This is a genomic window from Halomicronema hongdechloris C2206 (assembly GCF_002075285.3).
Classification (GTDB): domain Bacteria; phylum Cyanobacteriota; class Cyanobacteriia; order Phormidesmidales; family Phormidesmidaceae; genus Halomicronema_B; species Halomicronema_B hongdechloris.
In genome coordinates, this window is sequence record NZ_CP021983.2 from 717,998 (window position 1) to 734,211 (window position 16,214).

Consider the following 16,214-nt stretch of genomic DNA (forward strand, 5'->3'; position numbering starts at 1 on the left):
CGCGCCCTGCAATAATCACGCATGGTGTTTCCTTAAGCTCCCCATAACAACATTCCGTAGTTCAGCATTTCAAAGGTGGTCAGCCACTGGCGAGACTCATCCTCAGGTAGCAGCTTCTTGCGTTCTGGCAATGACTTAAACACATACACCGTCCCCGGTGGCACAGACGCCCGCTGGGGAATGTAGCCCACTTCCCAGTTCTCATCTTTGTTGTTATCCGTTTTAGCTGAGTTGCCAGGTCGCTCGATCGCAGATATCCCGCCCCACATCAGCGGCTTATCCGTGGCACATCCCTCCAAACAGTCGTGCCAAACCTCAGGATAGCTGGCGTAGATAGGCGTCCCTGGTTCTGCCTGAGCCAATCCTGGTGTCAACAGATAGGCTCGCTTGAGTTTGCCATCGTTGGTCGCACGCTGGCTCAATGCTTCCCATTCTGGAGGCTCATCAGGGTCATTCATCTTCTCTACCATGGCCCGATGCCCCTCACCGCCGAGGCGAATCACGCCCTGCTCCGGCAGTGATTCTCCCGGAGATTCCAGGCAAGCGACGAAATGCCACCCTGGCTTCATCCGCACCGCCACCTCCGTAAAGTAGCCATCGGCCTCTTGTACCTGACGGGTGCCCGACTGCATCTGAATGTGGGGCATTACCTGAACATTCCACGGGTCGTTGTGGAAGAGTGGTTTTTCCAGGAGTTTCTCAGGATCCCAATCCCCTTCCTTGCCGTCGAGATATGCCGCTAAGTATTTTGCTCGCATCCACGGCTGTGGCTCGCCAATCCGCTGTTTTGGCTTTCCTTTATTAGATAACGTTTCCCGATAAACTTCATGGGGCGTCACCATTGGCGCTGGGGGAGCTGGATAGGTATCGGCAAAGGCCAGATACTTCCAGGCATCATCCTGGGGAGCGGGCTGCAGGCAGCGAACAGCTTTCCAGTTGTCGCTGGCTTTCTTCGCCCCGACATCTTTGGGATACAGACAGACCAAGTCTTTCGGCGTCGGTAACCAGAGGGCATTCTTGTCATCGCACAGAAAGGGGCCGAGAAACGTCAGATCGCGGGGTTTGTTTCTCTCGTCGCGAGGGCGTTGAGTGAGGAGCGATCGCAACCCATGAAACACCGTAATCGGCATGGGTGGAAACAGCCCCTTGGCCCAAGACCCTTCAGTGGGGCTAAAGGGACGGGAATCGCGGAATAGCAGCACGTCTAGCGGCGTAATCCGATACCAGGTCATGACTTCACCTCCACCGGTTGCACCCAGGCACGACGCTGGGCGTTCTTACTCACCCAGAAGGCACTGAAGCGGAGCAGATAGCCCAGAGCATCGGGGCTGGTACCTGTCAGGGGCGGATCTTGGCGCGGGTCATAACCTGGCTGCAGCTGCTTTGGATCAACGGTCTTGACCCAGGCTTCCCATCGCTTTAACCAGGCCATGAGCTGATCGCAGAAGCCTTCAAAGTCATCGAATTGCTTACTTTCGTCGCGATTACTGACGATTACTTTGGCAGCTTCAGCGAAGAGATTATAGTCTTTGGTGACACTGGCCCGTTTCGGGAGTTCTTCGGCTAAGCGATAGAGCATCGGACTCAGGTCATCTTGGCCATCTTTGGTTTGAGTCCCCTTATCGATCAGTGCCCACCAGTCATCCAGTAACTCTCCTTTCATCAATGCTTCCAGGGTGTTGCCGCCGCCATAGATGACGCGAAAGCAGAGGCCGTCTTTACCGGGCATGGCTTTGGCGGTTTTCTCGGCATCCCACAGGCTTTCTAGCACCGTAGGCAGGGGCACGGCTTTGTTGGCAATCACAATGCCCAGGCTCATGGTGGCGTCTTGGCCCATGGTGAAATGGGGGCGAAATGGAATCCCTTCAAGGGGGGCTTTGGGATGCCAATAGCCGCTTCCCTTCAGGCGATCTTCAGAAGACATGGAAGTTGAAGGAGCATACTGGAGAAATTCGTTGTCAGGATCTGGCCCACCACTCCAAGCGGCGCGGAGCGATCGCAAATATCCTGGCAAATCTTCCAGGGGCAACACCGCCATCACATCATCGCCGCCGCTATAGATCACTCGACCGCAGTAGCGTTTTTCCGTCAGGTACGGCACCAGCCGATTGGAGAAGTCCAGCAGGGCCCGGTTGAGGCCGATGTGGGTAGCGGGTCCCATGCGTTTTGGCGTGTCAAGCAAATCGTAGAAATGACAAGCAAATTCAGCAGGGTCAATACCTTGGCGATTATTGAAGTAGTGATTTGGTTCTAGGTCAATCAAGTATTCTTGGTAAGCTTTGAGAGTTTCTCCCGAGATGTAGCTGCCCATGCCGTCGCCATCACCCAGCACGATGACCCACCAGTCACCGGGGCTGCCGTCGCCAAGGTTAACCTCGTCGTGGCGATGCGCTTCATCAACTAATCGGCGCAGAGTGGCAACTTCATTCCCATCGCCGTTTTCAGAGTGTTTTTCCAGGTTGAGATCATCCGCTAGCCATTTGCTAGAGAACATCACTCCGTTATAGTTTTTCCCTTTCTTCGCTTGGGATGGATTGATACGGTTATCTGTTTTCCAGACATGGGTCGGTCGTCCTCGGGTACGAGCCGCAAACTGAGCTTGGTGTTGGGCATTCTCAAAGCCGCTGCCAATCTTCTTCTTCAAAACTCGCCAATAGGCTCTGAGCTTTGAGTTTGGCTGGTTGTAGGACTCGTACATAAAGCGAGCCGCTGCAATAGAACTGAGGTTAGGAAAGCGGATGAGCTGTTCGTAGTCGATTTCGTCACGACTCTCCTGTAGGTGCAAATCAGCTTTATCCTCGTCTTCATAGTCTTCGGGACTGAGCACAGGCAGGGCCGTAGAGATACCCATCGACTCAGCTACACCGCCGAATTGCCAGGCCATGCGCTTGGTCAGTTCCAGGGCATTGAGCATTTCGGAGCCGTTGAATAAACCCTTGTAGGCATAAGACATGATCAGCCAGAACAGCCGCATGGAGCTTTCCGGCAGGCCGCCACCTTCCCGGAAGTCGCGGGTTTCGCCATTGCGAAGTTGCCGCTTTTGATAATTCAAGCGGGGATGCAGAGCGCTGAATTGCCCTGACAGAGTGGAACGAGGGCCGGGAGCGGCGGGAATTTTCCAGTGGCGGGTGTTTTTCACCGCCATGTGAGCGGTGCGCAGGCGCTGTTGCAGGCTGCCCCACCAGGTACCGACATTGAGTTCTTTCTGGTAGACCCGTCGTTCCGCTTCGCTGGGGAGATCGGTGGGCGGCCATGCGATTGCATCTTGTGCCTTTGCCCATTGACCCTCCTGATCGGCTTCTGGCTTAATCAGTAAATCTTTTTCAGGATTCCCCAAAGGCACCGCCGCCCAGTAGGGTTCCCAGGTGTTGTCAATCTGGGCTTCCCAGAGGTGTCGCCACTCCCAGCAGTTTTGCTGTTGAAGCAGCTCCATTTCCTGGCGATAGAGCTCTGGATTGGCTGACTTCTCAAATTCCCGCCATAACTCCTCTCGGGCGGTCTGGTGCTGATCGTCAGTTAAGAAGGTGATGACCTTATCACGAATGTCGTCACGGATCTTTTCGCTGATGGTTCGCCATTCTTCAACCAGTTTGTTTGATAGATCCTGCCCTAACTTCTCTGCTGCTTCTTTCCCTGGCACCAATGCCGTAATCATATTGGGAAAGCCAGCAGTACTGAGACTGTTGGAGATGCGATCGTCGAATCGAGCCACTGGCGTGCGACCGTCTGCCAGACAAGCCATCACAGGAGCAAAGTCTGGGTATTTGTCTCGCAGCGTGAACGCATCAAAAATATCCTGTCCCCACAGGGACGGCACAATCACTGCGTCGGGGCCATATTTATCCGCGACATACCAACAGAGGCGGGCGCTGAGGTGGTGGAGCAGATAAGACCCGGCCCAAAAATCCAGAAACTTGCGGGAGGCTTTGATGAACTCCTGTACTGGGGAGAAGCTGAACAGCAAGAGATAAGGGATCCGGTCTTCGGGCTTTTCGGCGTCCTGGTTGGAAAGGGCACCGACGAGGGCCGACACCGTGCTCTGGTAGCTGTGTAGGGGACAGTCCGGCAGGATCCGATGGGCCGGGTAGAGCAGGGCTTGGGAATTCGCTTTAGCTAAATACTCCGGATAGAAGCGCCAGAACCACCAGAACACCTGCTCGGCGTCGGTGGAGCGTTGAATCTCGGCAGGGATGTCCTCAAGGAGCGACTGCTCCCTTCGACTCCGCTCAGGGAGCGGCGGGACTGAGGATGGCTTGGTAATGGTCTGTCGCTGACCACTGATAGGGTGGCGCACCTCGACCTCGTCAGGGAGATCGGCATTGGTGTCGAGGTTGATGCGATCGCTGGCGGCGGCGATATCGCCAGTGAGCTTTCCGCCGTGTTGCTCCCACCAGTCGTGAAGGTCCTCAAGGTTCTCCCAACAGGCTAACTCGCCAAAGGGGGCAGGCAGAGGTTCTGTGGAGTCTGGATGTAGAGCGTGGAGAAAGGCGTAGAGTTTGCGCTGGTAATCAGTCACGAAACAGGGTCCCTACTAGGTGTTGGGTCAGTTGACTTTACTGTGTTAGCCGAGCGCCTAGGAACAAACGAAATCCCGACGATGATCAGGGGATATTCGTAAATTTGCTTCAGCCTACAGGGGAGGTTCAAGGAGTTGCCTCAATCTTCAGGGTTTCTTTGAACAATTCCGGAAACCCTCGGCCGGCGATTTTCTTAGAGCTAATCGGTTCCAGTGGCAACTGCGTCCCTATCGCCGCTACCTGAGGAACTTGACCGTACAGCGGGTAGGCAGCCCTTTATGAGCGCCCCCGCAGAGATTGGTCCAGCGGTGCAGGTGTTTATTGAGGCCCAGGCTTAGGCCCATAAGGATGGAGATATTTCTGTCGTCCTGGCTACCTTGCTATAGTGGAGGATCAGAAAGCCCATGAGGGCGCCTGCTCGCCCGTGTCGCGAAGGGAATGGTAGACTATGGCAATTTTGCAACTTGAGACTGGCCCCCGTTTCACCGCCCTGGAGGACATTGCCCGCGAATTGGCCCCTCTAGGCATTGAACTGAACCACTGGCCCCTAGGGGATGAGCCCGAGATGGGATCGCTTCTGGCCCAGCCCGCCCTAGACGAGGCCGAAAAAGCAACGGTGCTAGAGGCCCTAGACACCTATTTTGAGACTCTCAAAGCCACCGCTGGCTATCAGTCTCGGGATCTGATCGCGCTCCATCCCCAGGTGCCCAACCTAGAGGCACTGCTGGCCAAGTTCGACAAGATTCACACCCATGCCGACGATGAGGTGCGTTACATCATCGATGGAGAGGGGGTGTTTGGCTTCGTGCGGCCCGATGGCAGCCAGGTGCGCCTGACCGTGCAGCCAGAGGAATATATCAATGTACCGGCTGGCACCGAGCACTGGTTTTATTTGACAGCCGCCCGCCGCATCAAGGCCATCCGCTACTTCAGTGGCACCGACGGCTGGACCCCTGAGTACACCGGGCGGCAGATTCGCGTCCCCGCCATGGCTTAGGGACCGAGCGCCTTGGCTGATATGCCCCATCCCCATGGACGGGCACAGATTCTTAGCGCTTTTGGGTAAAGGACCAGACTCCGACCCAGTCCGCGGGAATGCCGTCGGCAAGGAGGCGGTTGGTGCGCTCCAGGTATAGCTGGGCGATGCGGTCGCCGGGATGCACGGCCAGGACCTGCTGAAAGCAGGCTTGGGCCAGGGTGAGGTTGCGATCGCAATAGGCGGCTACCCCCTGCTCAAATTGGGGTAGGGTCTGTTGCTTCAGATGGCGCTCTGCTTCCGCCTCGGCATCTAGGACTTCATAGATGGCAATGGGTTCGGTACGACCTCTGACGATGGCCTGTCCCAGGGAACGGATTAAATAGCGACTGGGGTCTTGCAGTTGCTGTAATACCTGTCCCGACATCAGCAACGAGACCCCAAAAAACTTAGTCAATCCTTCCAATCGGGCCGCCAGATTAACCGTATCAGAGAGCGCATCTCCCTGGATGCGGTGATGCTCCCCGATCATCCCCAACATCAAGTGCCCGACATGGATGCCGATGCCAATCTCAATGGCGAAATCCCCCGTGGTCTGACGCTGAGCATTGTATTCTCGCACTCGCTGAAACTGGGCAATGCCAGCATCGAGGGCATCCTCTACCCGCTTGGGAAAGATGGCCATCATGCCATCACCGATGAACTTCACCACGAAGCCCTGGTATGCCCGAATCTCGGGCGAGATTTTCTGCAAATAGGTATTGATGAAATCAAAGGTTTCCTGGGGGGCCATCTTCTCGGCCAGGCTGGTGAAATACCGGATGTCCGAAAACATCACCGCCATTTCCTTGCTGACATGATCCCCCAACTCGATCTCGGTGACGCTGGCCTTGTTGAGAAAGGTGAGATACTCCCGCGGGAAGAAGCGGGCAAAGGCGTTGCGTTGGGTTTCTAGCCGTTGAAACGAGTGCTGCAATCGCAACACCATGCTGTTGAATGACTTGGCTAATTCCCCCACCTCGTCGGGGCGATCCACGCTCACCAGGCGATTATAGTGGCCTGCAGCAATCTCTTTAACGGCGGCGTTGAGCTGCAGGATCGGAGACGTGACCCAGCGAGTCGATAGAATGCCAATCACCATGGCCAGGAGCAAGGCCACCAGGCAGAGAATAACGGTGGTGCGGGTGTTGGCGTGGATCTGGGCCATGAAGTCCGATTCGGGCACCACCACCAAGATCAGCCAGTCGAGGCCGAATGGATCGTTGAAGGGGAGAACCTCCAGGAATTGGCGCTCCCCATCCACCTCAAAGGCCCACTGCTCGGGAGTCTGGATACTCTGCAGGCGCTGGTATCGTTGCAGCAGGTGCTGAACCGACTGCCGCACCAGCGGATTCTCGCTATCCACTGCCATCAGAAATTGGGCATCCTCACCTGTGCCCACCATTAACGGTTCGTCGGTGGAACTCGAAATCAGATGCCCCTGGCGATCGATCACAAAGGCTTGGCCTGAATCGCCCACCTCCAGATTGGTGAGAAAGGTGCGAAACTCCTCCGGTAACACCACATCGGTGGCACACACCCCCAGTAATTGCCTGCCCCACTGGTCATAGACCGGCAGACTGGCCGTCACATTGGGCAGCCCGGTAGTGAAGGCGATATAGACATCGGTCCAGGTCGGTCGCTCTGTCTCGACGGCGGCGCGATACCAGGGGCGCTGTCGGGAATCAAAGGGCCGGTCTGCCTGATAAAGCCGGTGTAGCCGCTGACCGCGCACATCCAGGCTGTAATAGTCTCGAAAAAAATTGTTGGCGGCATTGCCATAGGACAGCTGTAATTGTCCTGTCTCGGGGGAGCGCAGGATGCCAAAAAATTCCCCCCCCTTGGCGCTGCCGCAATAGACGAAGGCAATGGTGGGGTAGATTTTCATCTGCTGAAACAGCAGATGTTCCCCATAGCGGGCGTCGACGACATCCAGGTCACCATAGGTAAAGGCGCTGGCGTTCAGCCGATTGATGGCATGGGGATCTCCGAAATAGCCCTGTAGTTCCCGCCGAATCCGGGCCGAGATCTCACTGCGCAACTGAGAGGCCAGGTCTTGAACGGCCTGTTGACCGTTGCGAAAGGAGAGGTAGCCGACTAACCCGACTGCACCAACGAGTTGCAGCAGCACTGGCACAGTAAACACGAGGCGTAGAGTCGGTTTATGAATCACCCGGCGCAACGCCTGTTTGACACGGGACTTCAACAGTGGCATTAGCAGCCTGACCTCAGCGTTAATCTGTCAGCTTAGGATCCGATGTGGATGAGAGGGTCCCTAAGCCTTGATCTAAGGCCTGGAGAGAGACCGCGCCTCCCCTGTCGCCCTGGGACATCACCATCGCACGCTACCTCTAGATCCTGAAACGACGCCCTGACTGTTCTTAATGTATATTGCCTGGCGTTATTCTCAAGCTGGGGCTGGGGAATTGGTCAATGGTCAATGGTCATGGGCCGCGGCGGTTGAGCCATGGGGCAGAGCAGGTGTCATGGCAGCCATTAATACCGCCAGGCCATCTCGGTTAATCTGACGAAAAGCCGAGTCAGCCTGGCGGATTTGTCATGATTCGGTAGGGCAAGGCCAGGAGCCCACCCCTCAGCTCGCTCAGGGGTTAATAGCTGCGCTGGGCATCATTCGACTGGCCCACAGATTGCAATACGATCCACGTGCCCCAAGTAGACAACGCTGAGAGGGTCACAATCGTAGCTACCATCAGGGTGGCATAGGGGGCGAGGGTTCCCACTAGCAACAAACTCAAAATTATGAGGATCAACAGTGTCGTGTCCATGGGCACCTCCGCTGTTAAGGCTCTCTGTTAAGGCTCTCTGTTAAGGCTCTCTGTTAAGGCTCTCTGTTGGGGCTGGCAAACGCATAAGCGCTCTCTATATTTATGATAAGTGTATCTTCTGATAGGCCGACCCTCCGCTTAGAAATACTTGAAGTTTTAGCCTGCTTCTACAACAAATTGTTGCGGAAACAGGCTGGCTAGTGTAGGAAGGCAGAAGGCAGAAGGCAGAAGGCAGACAGGGTAAGCATGGTCGGTTAATTATCCGCCATAAGGTACTCGGGGAGTTGCGCCTAAAAAACATCCCATCCTCCCTCTCTCCCTCTCTCCCTCTCTCCCTCTCCCCTTCTCCCCCTCCACCTGCTATCCCCTTGATGGGTACTTTTCTTCACGCGAATCCTTAGTGGGTCTAGTGAGGGGCTGGGGGTTGCCGTTGGCACAACAAGAGGCCAAACCAGTGATGCGGATCGGTAAACGTATGGACGGTGTGCAAGCCATAGGACTGCAAGCTAGCCGCCATGGTTGGCAGATCAAACTTGCGGGAGAGCTCACTCAGCAGTCGTTCTCCGGCGGCGAAGGTGACGGTTAAATCCAGGGCCTTGAGCCTGGCGGTTTGGGCTTGCAGGCTCTCGATGTAAATCTCAATTTGATCGGCGACTGGATTGTATTGGGCCACATGGCGAAACTGGCTGGGGTCTAAATTCCCCTGAAAACGCCAGTTGAGATGGTGCAGTAGGTTCAGGTTAAAGGCGGCGGTGACGCCCTGGCTGTCGTTGTAGGCCGCTTCTAGGACGTCGACTGGTTTGCGCAGGTCTAACCCCAGTAAAAAGTAGTCGCCAGGGGCTAGGGCCTGGCTCACTTGGGTGAGGAACTGGTCGCACTCGGCATCGCTCAGGTTGCCTAGGGTACTGCCAATGAAGGCAAGTAGGCGTCGGGGAAACCGAGAGGGCGGTAACTGGGCGAGGACCTGCTCGTAGATGCCAATCAGGCCGTGTAGGGTTAGCTGTGGATAGTGCTGTAGGAGGGCCTGGGCGCTCTCTTCGACCATGGTGCCACTGACATCGACGGGTAGATAGTGCAGGGGAGTTCCCTGGCGTTGGTAAGCGTCTAACAACAGGCGGGTCTTGGTGGAGCTGCCGCTGCCCAGTTCGATCAGGTCACAGGGGCCGGTCAGGGTTGCGATCGCATCGGCAGACTGCTGCAAAATCTGCGTCTCAGTGCGAGTCAGGTAATATTCTGGCAGCTGGGTAATCTGCTCAAACAGACGAGAGCCTCGCTCATCGTAGAAATATTTGGGCGGCAGTGACTTCGGTGTCTGCGATAGTCCCTGGATGACATCGAGACCATCGGCCTGCTCAGGGGTAACGGCTGTGAGATACTCCAGGGTCAGGCGGTCCTGTTCCGCCAAAGTAGATGCCGACGCGGCGTTGTCTGCCGTGGCAGAAGGATTAATAGTAGGCATAGGTTCCGGGCTGAGGTCCGCTAGTATTCTGCCATTGCCAGCCCTCAATCGTCAGACGGCCGAGTGAGCACAACGGAAGCCAGCAAACACCTGACGCATATGGGGGTGATACCAATTGCGAAAGCTGCTCCTCAGGGCCCAGCGGCGCGTGGCCCAACTGCCTCCCCGCAACACCCGATGTCGACCATCAAAGTAGGCCTGGGAGTATCCCTGGTAAGGGTACGCCATAAATCCGGCATAGCCGGCAAAACAGGTCGCCGTCCATTCCCAGACATTGCCCAGCATGTCTTCACAGCCCCAGGCGCTACAGCCCTGAGGATAACTGCCCACAGGTGTCGTCTGGCCCATCTGATGATGGTGGTTACAGCGACTGATGTCAGGCCCATCCTCACCCCAAGGGTAGAGACAGCCATGCTGACCGCGAGCGGCCACCTCCCACTCGGCCTCAGTCGGCAAACGGTTGCCCAGCCAGCGGGCATAGGCATCGGCCTCATACCAACTGACACCACAGACGGGATGCTGCTCCATGGCCGCCTGCCCTGACCAATAAAACGGCTGCTGCACCGGGTGAGCCTGCAGCCAGGCCCAACCCTCCGTAGACCACCAATCTGGGCAGTAATACCCTCCGGCCTCCATAAACCGGCGATAGGCCCCACAGGTGACCGGATAGCGATCGATCCAGAAGGGCTCTACCGTCACCGTAGCCGCAGGCCCTTCATTGTCCAGCGCCTCGACGCCACCATAGCCCAGCTGCACTGTTGTTCGGGGAATCGAGACCATGTCAGGCCCATTGACAGCGGCAACTACCGGGCTCTGGCCAGAGCTAGTAGGGACCGGATGCTGAGCTCGGCGATGCATAGCCAGCACCCAACTGATGGTCTCGGCATGCTGGCTCTCATGCTGCAACAGCCACCACCAAAGGCGCTCTTGCTGCAGTGGGGCAGTCTCCAGGTACTCCCATACCCGCTGCCGCACCTGAGCCAGATAGTCAAGGACAGTGGCCAGGTCAGGAAGATTTTGACGTTCGGCCTTAGGTAAGCCATCGGCGGCGAACAAGCGACGATAGGCAGATGGCGACCCGTTCTGACCAGCAAGATGTTCCAGAATCCAGAGGGACTCCGTGAAGGCGATGTGCCCCAAGTGCCATCCCACCGGGCTGAAATCGGCATGGGCCTGCTGGCCATACTCGCTGGGAGTCAACTGGGCCACCAGCGCCAGGGTATCGCCCCGGCAGGCAGTCAGGTGTCGGCGGAGATGGTGATGGCGCTTACGAGGCGACGGGGACTGCTGGGGATGAGTCTGGAGCAGCGGGAATATGGAGGGGCTGGGTTTGGAGATCACAATCTTGAACGGTGATGAGGGTTGACGGTGGGCAACTGACCCAGTCGGCTGGGAACAGGGGTTCGGAGGCAATGATCACCGACTCCGGGAACTGGGGATGATGCCGCAGCCAATATAGGGAGGGAGCCTGGTCGGTGGTGTCAAAGCGGCAGGCCACTAGTTTCTGGCCATCGGCCACCACGATGTTGGCCGCCGCCCGCACGCCATAGTCAGCCGCTAGGGTAGTCAGTTGTTCCAGGGTTTTGTGTAATGCCTGGTCTAGGGAAAGATTGCCTGGCCCTTGGAGATGATGGAGCCATAGGGCAAAGATATGCTCTGAATCAGTCATGCCGTGGATGGCATGGTAGGCCGATTCTGAGAGCAGCTGCCGCAGAGGTCGATAGAGGGTGGGTTTGAACCGCTCAATGAAGCCATTGTGGATGAAGAGTAGGGGCCCATGACGAAAGGGTTGGCAGTTGCTCAGATCCACCGCTAAGCCGGGGGTAGCGCTGCGTACATAGGCGAGGACGCAGGAGCTAGTGACATAACGACAGAGATCGTCAAGGTTGAGGTCGTGCCAGATGGGCGCTGTATTGCGGTAAACGAAAGGAGCACTGGAGGGATCGGGGCCATACCAGCCCAAGCCAAAACCATCGGCGTTCATTAACGCCACCTCCAATTCCTGGGGCTGATAACTCTGAACCACCAGAGAATGTTCCGGTTGAGTCACCAAGCGGTCGAGGGAGAGACTGGGTCCCGCGTAGGCCAATAAACGACACATATCTTTTCATTACCATAGCCCGATCTAGCTTAGCTTCAGTTGAGGCATTAACCCCACGTCTGACTAACTTCTGAGAGACTGCGGCTCCGGTTAATTACCATGGGTTTGGCAGCCAGGCAGCCAGTGATGAAGGCAGAAGGCAGAAGGCAGAAGGCAGAAGGCAGAAGGCAGAAGGCAGAAGGCAGAAGGCAGAAGGCAGAAGGCAGAAGGCAGAAGGCAGAAGCATGCCCTGAGCTTGTCGAAGGGGCAGAAGCGATTATCTTAATTGCCAACGCGGCTCTGGCTCATGGGACAGCATCCACTAGACTTAGTCATGCAAGCAAACCTGAGGGGATGAGGGCGATGACCGTAGTTGCAAAACTTAGAGCGCTGAGTGTGCAAGATTATCACCGCATGGTAGACGCAGGAATTTTGGCGGCAGATGAGCGGGTGGAATTAATTGAGGGACAGCTCTATACGATGGCAGCCAAAGGAACGGCCCATAGTGCAGCAGTGACTCGCATCGATCGGGTGTTATCGCGACTGCTGGCAGGAAAGGCCTTGTTACGGTTTCAGGACCCGGTGCAGTTGAGCGATTTCTCAGAGCCAGAGCCAGATGTAGCTGTGGTAAAAATCCACCCGTTGGACTACGAGGATCACCATCCGACACCAGGGGAAGTATTTTGGTTGATTGAGGTAGCTGACAGCACCCTACGACGCGATCGCAACCTAAAGGTGCCAGTTTATGGGCGCTCCGGCATTGCCGAATCTTGGATTTTAGACGTGCAGAAGCGCTGCCTGCATGTGTTTCGGCAACCAGGAGAGCAGGGCTATGGGCTGGAGCAACGGTTTTCGGAACAGGACACCATATCCCCTCTGGCCTTTCCCAATTGTCAGATCGCCATTCGAGACTGGCTGCAGCCTGGTGAGCAGTAACAGGCGCTACCGTGGCCGCTGGGAGTTAACCAGGCTTTCGGTGTGGCCCATGATGTCCCGCACCAGACGCTCACTGAAGCCGGCGACGAAGGCAATGGTGATGTAAAGATAGATTTTTTTGTTGTTCTGACTCGGCTGTAAGGACAGAAATCCTGAGAACACACCCGATTCTAGGACGGCGATCAGGAAAAAGGCAAAGGCCATGCCCACCACGGGTCGAAAGAACCCCACCAAGAAGAGATCGAGTTGGGCCTCGCTCTCTTTGGAGACGAACTCGTTGGCCCGGACGATGACGCTGACGAAGCTGCCTAGGGCTCCGGTGGCCATCACCGCCAGAATCAGTGGAAAATTAACGCCGCTGATGCTGTCAAGCAGCGTTTCTAGGAAGTCTTCTGAGTCCCCATTAGCAGCATCTCCGTCGGCAGCAGCACGGCCATCCGTTTCGTTTGGGGGACTGGATTGGGCAGTATCTGGCGCTTCGGTTTGATTATCTTGGGATCTGTCGGCCTCGGCTACCAAGGCGTCATCGATGAGGGTGCGGGCCTGGCCAATACTTCGATGCTGGCGCTGCACGGTTTGTTCCAGCTCTGCTACAGCGGCCGGGAGCACATTGGCGATGAGCTGATTGCTCTCAGTGCCAGACCGGGCGCCCAGGTTGTCGTAGAGTTGCTGCAGGTCAGTCTCTAGTTGATTGAGGTCGTTGATAATGGTTTGGGGCAGCTGGCCAGCGGCGGTGGAGTCAGCAGCCAATTGTTGGACATTGGCTTTCAGGTTGGCTAAGTCACCATTGCTGTGGGTCAGGGTGGACAGGCGACGACGGGATGCTAAGACGTTGTCAGCTAGGGTTGCAGCCAGTTGCTGTAGAGGTAGAGGGGACACCTCGCCGCCATTGGTAGCTGGCTCTGGATTGGTCGTGGTGGTAGGGACGCTGGCTAGTTGCGTATCTACGGCCCCTAATGCGCCGGTGAAGGAGGCTAGCTGTCGGGATTGCCGGTCAATGGTGTCTTGCTGATCCTGCACCTCTATCACCAGAGCTTCGATGCGATCACGTTGTTCAGCCACGCCACTGAGAAAAAAGCCAGCCGACACCAGGGCCGGGATGCCGGTAAATATCAGCAGAAACCAGGTCAGACCCGCCACCAGCCGATTATGGGGGGACCCCGAGGCCCGGACCAGGGAACCAAGGGGATTCTCGTCTTGCTTAAGGTGGATAGCTAAATGGCGGCGTAGGTTGCGCCCTAGCTTTAAGTGCTGGGCATCGCTCTGATCGGCGCGAACCTGGGTCAATGCTGCCACGGCCAATTCGAACTCGGCCACCAGGTCAGGACGCTGAGGCAAATAGGGCAGCAAACTGAGCAGCCGAGACAGCTCTGCTTGCGCCTCAGCCCCCAGAGTCTTTTGGCACAGAATCTGCTGGGTCTGCTCGACTAGGGTATCGATGCGCTGATGGGCCTGATTGCCGTTAATAGTCTGGGCCAGCTCCGTCAGCTCCTCAGCCGTTAAGACATCAGATTGCAACGCCGCTTTGAACAGGGATAATAACCACCGGGATTGGCTGGCGGGATCGATCTCCTCCACCAGATGGGCAATGTCAGCCGCCGCCTCTGGGCTAAGTTGCTGACTGTTGAGGGCGCTCTGAATCTGCTTTGCTCGCTGCTGCAGATCAGGATCAGAAGGCGTCTTGGCTCGCCGCGCAGCTGCATTGGTGGGATCGGGCGGTGCAGACATAGAGAAGCTCCCTTGAGACAATGGGCTATGGCAGAGTCAGGGAGCAGCTGCTGCCCCTGGAGTGCCTACCGCATGGCTTCCAGCAACCGAGAAAAATAAAACTGGGTTTTGGTCATGGCTTGGCGCTGAATCCTCCAGCCTTCGCTTTCCAAGGCCTTGATAACATCTGCTTCCCGATGTAAGTAGGCGCGGGTGGCCTTACTAGGGCCCGGGAAAAAATCACCAATCTTCTTTAGCAAACTGTAAGCCAGGGTCTTGGGGGCAAAACTCAATAACAGTCGCGATTCAGCCAGAGAACTGAGATGGCCAATCATCGTAGCCGCCTGTGCTTGGGGATAGTGAATCAAGACATCCAAACAGGCGACAGTGTGGTAAGTACCAGAAAGGCTTTCCAGATCGCTCACCGCAAACTGCGGCAACTGCTCTGAAGCGAGGGTTTCCTGAGCCTGCTGTCGAGCCTCAGCCACCATCTTTTCAGAGATATCACTCGCAAACACCCGTGCCCCAGCAGCGGCTAAAGGCAGGGACAGACTGCCCACCCCGCAGCCCGCATCACAGATAGTCAACCCGGCTAGATCGCCATCTGCCTGCAACCAAGCCATGACCGTGTCGACAGTCTTTTGGTGCCCTTTGCGGATATCGAGCTGAACCTTATTGACCTCGCCGTCGCCATAAATACGACGCCAACGATCAAACCCAGTGGCATTGAAATAGTCTTTGACGATTGCTTTATCGTCCATTACGGGGGTAGAGGGCACTGACAATCCTCAAATGTACAATTGGAGCAAAGTTCCCCTGTAAATCCTATTATGATTTGTGGCCAAAACCCACGGCGGTTTCTGTTCCCCTCGCTGCGATAGCCCTCTCGCCCCTGCCCCGCAGTAGTGTATCGTCGTGACGAGACGGTGCTGTGAGACCCTGGCACCTGCGTAGAGGGAGATAGCTCCATGCCCCATCCCGAGATTGGCATTATCATGGGCAGCGACTCAGATTTGCCCACCATGCAGGCGGCCATTCAGGTGTGTGAAGACTTTCAGGTCGCCCATGAAGTCGCCATCGTGTCGGCCCATCGTACCCCATTACGCATGGTGGAGTATGCTCAACAGGCCCACTCTCGTGGCCTCAAAGTCATTATTGCTGGCGCTGGGGGAGCGGCCCACCTGCCAGGTATGGTGGCGGCCCTATCGCCCCTGCCTGTGATTGGCGTCCCAGTCAGAAGTAGTCATCTCAGTGGCCTCGACTCTCTCTACTCAATTGTCCAAATGCCTAGGGGAATTCCCGTGGCCACGGTAGCCATTGGTAATGCCCAAAATGCTGGCTTATTAGCGATTCAAATATTAGCTAGTCACCGACCTGAATTACTGCAGCAGGTCGAACACTATCGTCGACGGTTGGGCCAGGAGGTCCTGGATAAGCAGCATCGTCTAGACGATATCGGCTATCGGCGTTACCGCGCCGAACAGTTCTCCAGCGAGTAGGCTGCAGCATTCCAGCAGGAGGCAATTTTCTCCATGGGACATTTGTGGTAAGTAAGCTATCAGTGACCCGGTAAATCCCTTAAAAAAAATTGATTTTTGCCCAAAATTACCAGTGACATCAGCCCCCTATGGTAGAAATGTGTAGCCTGATACAGATTGCCGCTGCCAGACTTGATGGAATCATTCTGACCTGCTTTTCGCGGATCATTCGCCAT

General features: G+C 56.2%; 12 protein-coding genes. 3 read left to right on the forward strand and 9 right to left on the reverse strand.

Annotated features, from left to right (window positions below):
- Nucleotides 1-32 precede the first annotated feature (32 nt).
- Together XM38_RS03430 and XM38_RS03435 are read right to left on the reverse strand one after the other, a co-directional pair.
- Nucleotides 33-1,232, reverse strand: a complete 1,200-nt coding sequence (locus XM38_RS03430) for a type III-B CRISPR module-associated Cmr3 family protein (RefSeq protein WP_080808958.1) — start codon at nt 1,230-1,232, stop codon at nt 33-35.
- Nucleotides 1,229-4,516 (reverse strand): type III-B CRISPR-associated protein Cas10/Cmr2, encoded by a 3,288-nt coding sequence (locus XM38_RS03435; protein ID WP_080808956.1) that lies wholly within the window; start codon nt 4,514-4,516, stop codon nt 1,229-1,231. Before XM38_RS03435 ends, XM38_RS03430 begins: the two co-directional genes overlap by 4 nt.
- Nucleotides 4,517-4,965: 449 nt before the next feature.
- On the opposite strand from XM38_RS03435, the gene XM38_RS03440 reads away from it, so the two are divergent.
- Entirely contained in the window at nt 4,966-5,514 is a 549-nt protein-coding gene (locus XM38_RS03440) for a 1,2-dihydroxy-3-keto-5-methylthiopentene dioxygenase (RefSeq protein WP_080808952.1), read from the forward strand.
- Between the two features lie 52 nt (nt 5,515-5,566).
- Here the strand turns inward: XM38_RS03440 and XM38_RS03445 are convergent, their stop codons facing one another.
- The 5 genes from XM38_RS03445 to egtC all read right to left on the reverse strand — a co-directional run bounded on the left by XM38_RS03445 (nt 5,567) and on the right by egtC (nt 11,878).
- Complete coding sequence (locus XM38_RS03445; protein ID WP_088429089.1) at nt 5,567-7,747, reverse strand: adenylate/guanylate cyclase domain-containing protein; 2,181 nt, start codon at nt 7,745-7,747, stop codon at nt 5,567-5,569.
- Nucleotides 7,748-8,141: 394 nt separating this feature from the next.
- Nucleotides 8,142-8,318, reverse strand: a complete 177-nt coding sequence (locus XM38_RS25700; protein ID WP_187329259.1) for a hypothetical protein — start codon at nt 8,316-8,318, stop codon at nt 8,142-8,144.
- Between the two features lie 406 nt (nt 8,319-8,724).
- The gene (egtD, locus tag XM38_RS03450; RefSeq protein ID WP_088429091.1) at nt 8,725-9,777 is read right to left on the reverse strand and encodes an L-histidine N(alpha)-methyltransferase; all 1,053 of its coding nucleotides are present in this window, start codon (nt 9,775-9,777) and stop codon (nt 8,725-8,727) included.
- A 51-nt stretch (nt 9,778-9,828) separates the two neighbouring features.
- Nucleotides 9,829-11,118 carry an SUMF1/EgtB/PvdO family nonheme iron enzyme gene (locus XM38_RS03455; RefSeq protein ID WP_225889172.1) on the reverse strand — a complete coding sequence of 430 codons (1,290 nt, stop codon included), beginning with the start codon at nt 11,116-11,118 and terminating at the stop codon, nt 9,829-9,831.
- The gene (egtC, locus tag XM38_RS03460; RefSeq protein ID WP_088429093.1) at nt 11,045-11,878 is read right to left on the reverse strand and encodes an ergothioneine biosynthesis protein EgtC; all 834 of its coding nucleotides are present in this window, start codon (nt 11,876-11,878) and stop codon (nt 11,045-11,047) included. Before egtC ends, XM38_RS03455 begins: the two co-directional genes overlap by 74 nt.
- Nucleotides 11,879-12,220: 342 nt before the next feature.
- Between egtC and XM38_RS03465 the strand changes: the two genes are divergently transcribed.
- Nucleotides 12,221-12,793, forward strand: a complete 573-nt coding sequence (locus tag XM38_RS03465; RefSeq protein WP_080809210.1) for a Uma2 family endonuclease — start codon at nt 12,221-12,223, stop codon at nt 12,791-12,793.
- Between the two features lie 6 nt (nt 12,794-12,799).
- Here XM38_RS03465 and XM38_RS03470 read toward each other — a convergent pair whose 3' ends face one another.
- Together XM38_RS03470 and bchM are read right to left on the reverse strand one after the other, a co-directional pair.
- Nucleotides 12,800-14,521, reverse strand: coding sequence for a hypothetical protein (locus XM38_RS03470; protein ID WP_080808938.1), 1,722 nt, complete (start codon nt 14,519-14,521; stop codon nt 12,800-12,802).
- Nucleotides 14,522-14,586: 65 nt separating this feature from the next.
- Nucleotides 14,587-15,261, reverse strand: a complete 675-nt coding sequence (gene bchM, locus XM38_RS03475) for a magnesium protoporphyrin IX methyltransferase (RefSeq protein ID WP_088429095.1) — start codon at nt 15,259-15,261, stop codon at nt 14,587-14,589.
- Between the two features lie 207 nt (nt 15,262-15,468).
- Between bchM and purE the strand changes: the two genes are divergently transcribed.
- Nucleotides 15,469-15,999 (forward strand): 5-(carboxyamino)imidazole ribonucleotide mutase, encoded by a 531-nt coding sequence (gene purE, locus XM38_RS03480; protein ID WP_080808936.1) that lies wholly within the window; start codon nt 15,469-15,471, stop codon nt 15,997-15,999.
- Nucleotides 16,000-16,214: the final 215 nt, after the last annotated feature.